At 70.8% G+C, this 5,438-nt stretch carries 5 protein-coding genes; 3 read left to right on the top strand and 2 right to left on the bottom strand.

Going from position 1 to position 5,438, the window contains the following annotated elements; genetic code table 11:
- Window positions 1-127: 127 nt before the first annotated feature.
- A complete protein-coding gene (gene argS, locus G6048_RS46500; protein WP_165345655.1) occupies window positions 128-1,909 on the top strand; it encodes an arginine--tRNA ligase in 1,782 nt (593 codons plus the stop codon).
- A gap of 69 nt (window positions 1,910-1,978) precedes the next feature.
- Here argS and G6048_RS46505 read toward each other — a convergent pair whose 3' ends face one another.
- Window positions 1,979-2,425, bottom strand: coding sequence for a peptidoglycan-binding domain-containing protein (locus G6048_RS46505; protein ID WP_165345656.1), 447 nt, complete (start codon window positions 2,423-2,425; stop codon window positions 1,979-1,981).
- Between the two features lie 324 nt (window positions 2,426-2,749).
- On the opposite strand from G6048_RS46505, the gene G6048_RS46510 reads away from it, so the two are divergent.
- Both G6048_RS46510 and G6048_RS46515 read left to right on the top strand, forming a co-directional pair.
- Window positions 2,750-3,601: a peptidoglycan-binding protein gene (locus G6048_RS46510; RefSeq protein WP_165345657.1), complete on the top strand. Its 852-nt coding sequence runs from the start codon at window positions 2,750-2,752 to the stop codon at window positions 3,599-3,601.
- A gap of 38 nt (window positions 3,602-3,639) precedes the next feature.
- Window positions 3,640-4,536, top strand: coding sequence for a helix-turn-helix domain-containing protein (locus tag G6048_RS46515; RefSeq protein WP_165345658.1), 897 nt, complete (start codon window positions 3,640-3,642; stop codon window positions 4,534-4,536).
- Between the two features lie 98 nt (window positions 4,537-4,634).
- On the opposite strand, the gene G6048_RS46520 is transcribed toward G6048_RS46515, so the two are convergent.
- Window positions 4,635-5,438, bottom strand: an 804-nt coding sequence (locus G6048_RS46520; protein ID WP_206342979.1) for a hypothetical protein, incomplete at its 5' end; no start/stop codon positions are given.

The raw sequence follows: 5,438 nt of genomic DNA on the forward strand, positions 1-5,438 counted from the left end.
GGACGGGTAGGGGCGGCGGGGGCGAAAACAACCCGCCCACCGCACCCGCGCGCACAAAAAACCGCTTTGCCCCCCATGGGATACTGGCGATATCCACCACCCCCAAGACGAGAACGGCACCCACCCCATGGCCTCGGTCACGTCCCTCACCGCTCACGTCCACCAGCGCCTGGCGGACGCGCTCACCGCCGCCCTCCCGGCGGCGGCCGGCGCAGACACCGACGTCGACCCCCTGCTGCGACGGAGCGACCGAGCCGACTTCCAGGCCAACGGAATCCTCGCGCTGGCGAAGAAGACGAAGGCCAACCCGCGCGAGCTGGCGAGCGGCGTCGTCGAGCGGGTCGTGACCGGTGATGTGATCAAGGACATCGAGGTGTCAGGACCCGGGTTCCTGAACATCACGATCACGGACAGGGCGATCGTCGAGAACCTCGCGAAGCGCGCGACGGACCCGGTGGCCCGCCTCGGAGTGCCGTACGCCGAGAACCCCGGCACGACGGTCATCGACTACGCCCAGCCGAACGTGGCGAAGGAGATGCACGTAGGCCACCTCCGCTCCGCGGTCATCGGCGACGCCCTGGTCCAGATCCTGGAGTTCGTCGGCGAGACGGTCGTACGCAGGCACCACATCGGCGACTGGGGCACCCAGTTCGGCATGCTCATCCAGTACCTGATCGAGCACCCGCACGAGCTCGATCACAAGGACAGCGAGGTCTCCGGCGAGGAGGCCATGTCGAACCTGAACCGTCTCTACAAGGCGTCCCGCACGCTCTTCGACTCCGACGAGGAGTTCAAGACGCGGGCCCGCCGCAGGGTGGTCGACCTTCAGGCGGGCGATCCGGAGACTCTGGCTCTGTGGCAGAAGTTCGTGGACGAGTCGAAGATCTACTTCTTCTCGGTCTTCGACAAGCTGGACATGGAGATCCAGGACCCGGACATCGTCGGTGAGTCGGGCTACAACGACATGCTGGACGAGACCTGCCGCCTGCTGGAGGAGTCGGGCGTCGCGGTCCGCTCGGAGGGCGCGCTGTGCGTGTTCTTCGACGACGTCAAGGGCCCGGACGGCAACCCGGTCCCGCTGATCGTGAAGAAGTCGGACGGCGGCTACGGCTACGCGGCGACCGACCTCTCCGCGATCAGGGACCGCGTCTTCAACCTGAAGGCGAGCACCCTGCTGTACGTGGTCGACGCCCGCCAGTCCCTGCACTTCAGGATGGTCTTCGAGACGGCCCGCAGGGCGGGCTGGCTGAACGGCGACACGAAGGCCGTACAGCTGGCGTTCGGCACGGTCCTCGGCAAGGACGGCAAGCCGTTCAAGACCCGTGAGGGCGAGACCGTACGGCTGGTGGACCTGCTGGACGAGGCGATCGACCGCGCCACGGCCGTCGTACGGGAGAAGGACACCCAGGGTCATCTGTCCGAGGAGGAGATCGCCGAGCGTGGTGCGCAGGTCGGCATCGGCGCGGTGAAGTACGCGGACCTGTCGACGTCCGCGAGCCGCGACTACAAGTTCGACCTGGACCAGATGGTGTCGCTGAACGGCGACACGAGCGTGTACCTGCAGTACGCGTACGCCCGTATCCAGTCGATCCTCCGCAAGGCGGGCTCCACCGAACCGGTCGCGCACCCGGAGCTCGAACTGGTCGACGCCGAGCGGGCCCTGGGCCTGCACATCGACCGGTTCGCGGAGACACTCGCGGAGGCCGCCACGGAGTACGCGCCGCACAAGCTGACGGCGTACTTGTACCAACTGGCGTCGCTGTACACGTCGTTCTACGACAAGTGCCCGGTCCTGAAGGCGGAGACTCCGGCCCAGGTCGAGAACCGTCTGTTCCTGTGCGATGTGACGGCCCGGACGCTGCACCAGGGCATGGCGCTGCTGGGGATCAGGACGCCTGAGCGGCTCTGACCGGGCGACGGTACGAACCGCGGCCCGTCCTCTCCCCCGGGGGAGGGCGGGCTGCGGCGTATCCGGACGCTAGACCGAGTCGGCGAAGTCCTTGAACGCGGCCTTGGTCCCCGATCCGGCGACTCCGTCGACCGGGCCGTCGTAGAGGCCGCCCTCCTGCAGGGCGCGCTGCAGCGCCTCGATGGTGCCGGTTCCGACGACGCCGTCGATCGGGCCGGTGTAGCCGTAGTGCGCTGCGAGGTAGCGCTGGAACGCCTTCCAGCTGTTGGTGCCCAGCTGCCCGTCGATCGCGCCGTCGTAACCCCAGTACTGCTGCAGCCAGCGCTGGACGCTCTTGGCCTCCTCCGCGTCCAGGCCGAGGTTGTTCACCGCAAGCGGGGCAACGGCCCCCGCGCTCGCCACCGTCCGCGTGTCCTGCGCGGGTGCCGCAATGGCGGTACCCGCGGCGGCCACGCCTCCGGCGGCGATCCCGACGGCGGTGGCGACACTGACGAGCGTCCTGGTCATGGCTCGCATTTCGTTTCCCCTTCCGATGGGCGGAGCCGACCGCACCGACCGGCTCGGCAACGAGACTGCGGGTCCGGGGGCAGGGGTCGCCACAGCTGCCACAGAAGTGACGTCATCGCGGGACGTCACCTACGCCGACCTGCGAGGATGCCGTCCGCCGGGTCGGTACGGCGGGACGGCTCCGACGGGCGGTGACCGATTCCGTACGCGTGCGGGAACCGCCCTCGGGAGGGGTCCGTGGTTCCTGATGCAAGATACGACGGGGAACGGGACCCGGAACGCGATGAGACGACCCGGACACACGTCGAGGTCCGCACACGCGAGTGGGGAAACATGCCGCGTTGGAAAGAGCTGCCGACCGAACTTGATCCGCGCGTCCGCCAGTTGGCCGTGCGCCTGCGCCGGCTGAAGGACCACAGCGGGCTGACCATGCGGCAACTGGCCGCGAAAACGGGGTACAGCGCGAAGTCGTGGGAACGGTACCTGGGCGGCAGGACGCTGCCGCCCCCGGAGGCCGTCGAAGCGATGGCCCGGATCGGCGGCGACGATCCGACACGGCTGCTCGCGCTGCACGAGATCGCCGCCGACGCCTGGGGAGACAGGCGGGGAGCCACGTCCGTAACCAAAGCGCCCCATGTGACAGGAACAGCGGAGGCAGCGGAAGCAACCGTGGCCGTGCAGGTGCCGGAGAGCCCGCCGGCCGGGACCAGGAAGACGCGGCGGCGCGTACGTTCACCACGCGTCGCGCTCGTGGCCGGCACCGTGACGCTAGTGGTGGCCCTCTCCGCGGCGGTCCTGATGGTCGTACGGCCCCCGGACGGCGTGAGCAGAGCAGCGGCGGCTCCCGTCGCCCCGTCCGCTGCGGCGTCGTCGTCGCCGGCGAAGCCCACGTACACCTGCCGGATGGAGCGGATCGACGGCCACTGGTACGCGGGCAACAGCCGCACCCAGGACGCCCTCCTGGCGGACGGCTTCGCCGGGCCGAAGGTGGCCGAGGCGCAGTGCCTGCTGCGCCGGGCGGGCATCTCGCCGGGGAAGATCGACGGGATCTACGGTCCGCTGACGCGGCGCGCGGTCCAGATCATCCAGAAGCGGGCCGGGCTGCCCAAGGACGGGCTCGTCGGCCCGCACACCTGGAAAGCCCTCCGGGTCGGCCCGCACACCTGGAAAGTCCCGCAGGGATGACAGGGATGACAGGGGGGACGACCCGGAATGACATCGGGATGACGCGGACGGCGCCGTCCCCGGAACGCGTACGACTGGCCGCCGCACTACGGGAGTTGAAGGAGCGCACGGGCCTGAGCCTGGCGGGTCTGGCGGAACGGACCGCGTACAGCAAGTCCTCCTGGGACCGCTACCTGGGCGGCAAGGCGCTGCCGCCACGCCAGGCGGTGCAGGACCTGTGCCGTCTCGCCCGCGAACCGGACGGCCGGTGCCTCGCTCTGTGGGAGATCGCGGAGTCGGGGTGGAGCGGGCGGGCGACGGACGGGGCGAGTTCGAGCACGGGCGCGGGTACGCGTACGGGTGCAGGCACAGGTACGGCCCCGGCCCCGGCTCCGGACCCTGACCCGGCTGCGACTCCGCCCCCACCCCAGCCCCCGCCGGAGGGCACACGTACGGGTCGCAAGCGTGCGGTCATGGCCGTGCTCGCGTCGGTGTGTGCCGTGGGCGTCGCGACCGTAGCAGCGGCTCTCCTTGTCCTACCGCACGACGAGGCCGAACCGCAGTCGTCACGGTCCGCCTCCCCGGTTTCGTCCACTCCCGGACCCCGCTGCCGGGGGAACGCCTGTGAGGGCCGGGACCCGAGGCACATGAAGTGCCGTGACGCGGACTCCCTCGCCGTACGTCGCACGGCCACCGGCGCTTGGCTGGAACTGCACTACAGCGAGAAGTGCGGGGCCGGTTGGGCCCGGACGTGGGGTACGCGCATCGGTGACCGGCTGGAGATGACGGCGGGCGGTCCCCTCCGCAGCGCCGACATCGCGGATGACGTCGACGCGGAGTCGTACGTCATGACGGACATGGCCGCGACCAGGCCCGGAGTTACCCTCCGGGCCTGCCTTCTGGCCGCGGCCGGCGGCAAGAAGGAGTGCGTCAGCGCTCCGCTGGAGGGACAGTGATTCACCTGCGGGCCGGTGGGGGGCTGGTCGCACCCACGGCCGGCCCGCGGGGCGCCGGCGCCCCGCGGCGGAGCCGCAAATGTCACAGCCCCGCGCCCCTAACGGGGCGCTGTCGTCGCCGTTGCCTGAGGCAGCACCCTCTGCCCCGTGACGAACTCGCTCCACAAGCCGAGCCGTAGTTCATCGCCGAGCTTCGCCTTCGTCTCGGCGAAGCTGACCGTGCGGTCGCCGACCGTGCGCGTGGCGCCCCAGGTCAGTTCGAAGCGGCGGGTGCCGACGCGCTGTTCGGGTGGGGTGGGGCTGGGCGGGATGATCTCGTCGAGGGCCCAGCGGTAGCCGAGGCCGCGGTAGGGGGCGGTGACCGGTTCCCAGGTCAGTTCGAGGATCGTGTCGTTCGCCGGGATCACGACTATGGCGCCGCGCATCCCGTTCGGGTGGCGGGTGTTGACGGCGTACACCTCCGCGGTGCCGTCGGGGTAGAGGTGGCTGGTCCCGCGTCCGACCAGCGCGTCCTCGGGGCACGCGGCGACGCCGCCCGACTCGACCGTCGTACGGGCGCAGGTCGGGAAGGCGTCCGGGCGGAAGCGGAGCGCGTCGTCGAAGAGGAACACGAAGCGGCGGGCGGCGGCCGGCGGTCCCTCGGGTTCGGCCCGGCTGGTCCGGTCGAACCCGACGAGGACGCCCTTGCCGGACGTACCGCCGTCGGAGGTGATCTCACCGGCCAGGCCGTCGATGTTGCGCGGCCCCGGAACATCAGGTTCGTACGGCCGCAGCGGCCCGCCCGGCGCGGGATCGGGCGGCACCGGGCTCCGCTCCAGCCCCTCCGCAGGCACCGCGACCAGCACCACCCCCGCCGCAGCCGCCACCACCGCGGCAACTCCCCGCCGCCGCCGGCCCCCGAT

The sequence above is a fragment of the Streptomyces ureilyticus genome (assembly GCF_011045025.1).
GTDB lineage: Bacteria > Actinomycetota > Actinomycetes > Streptomycetales > Streptomycetaceae > Streptomyces > Streptomyces ureilyticus.